Here is an 860-nt window from a genome sequence, read left to right as displayed (position 1 = left end):
TCGGACAGGTCCTGCTCACACCCGTCCTGCAACGTGATGTTACGAACCGTCGCACCCGGACCCGGCGTCAGGAACGTCAGATCATACGGCGTGGTCACCTCGTCATAACGAGTACCGACCACCGTGTAATCCACCCCCGGCACCGTATCCCCACCGGCATTCAGATTGTTGATGAAATCCGAACCCACCGTCTGCTGAATACCCGAGTGACCCACGAAGATCTCCACCAACCCCAGCACATCGATACCGAAGTTGTTGATCGCCCGCCCCAGCGCACCGATACCGTCCAGCGTCGTCCCGTGGTTCGTCGCACCGAACGTCATCAGATGATGCACCTTCGACGCACCACCCTCGAACTTCAGATACTGCCGCGACACCGCACCACCCTGCGAATGGCCCACGATGTTCACCTTCTGCGCACCCGTCGCCGTCAGCACCCGATCCACGAACGTCGCGATCTGCTTGGCCGAATCCTGAATCAACCCGGTACCGTTCGCACCCGGCAACACCGACCCCAGACCACCACCCTCCACCAGATTCGACTGACCGTAGTTGAACGTGAACACGCAATACCCGGCATCATGGATCGGCTGGGACACGAACGCGAAGTTGTCATACGCGTTCTCCCACGTCCCATGAATCAACACCACCGGCTCGGGATGCTCCGCGGTCGGCTTACACCCCCAATCGTTGGTACCCGGCGGCGCCACATTCGGATTCAGCAACCCGTACCCGAACGCCGCCAGGAACGCCGTCGACGGCGGACCGAAACCCACCGTGTCCGACGAATGCCCACCCGAGGACCCCGAACTCGACCCCGACCCCCCATAACAATCACCCGAACCGTTACCCGACCCCGC

1 protein-coding gene is annotated in these 860 nt (G+C 61.6%); it reads right to left on the bottom strand.

The window, feature by feature from the left end; genetic code table 11:
* A partial coding sequence (locus IU476_RS35650) for an esterase/lipase family protein (RefSeq protein ID WP_195106762.1) occupies positions 1 to 860 on the bottom strand: 860 nt, incomplete at both ends.

Source organism: Nocardia blacklockiae (genome assembly GCF_015477355.1).
In the GTDB taxonomy this organism is placed as follows: domain Bacteria; phylum Actinomycetota; class Actinomycetes; order Mycobacteriales; family Mycobacteriaceae; genus Nocardia; species Nocardia blacklockiae.
The sequence above is the reverse complement of the archived record's forward strand: the minus strand, read 5'-3'. Positions and strand labels throughout refer to the sequence as shown.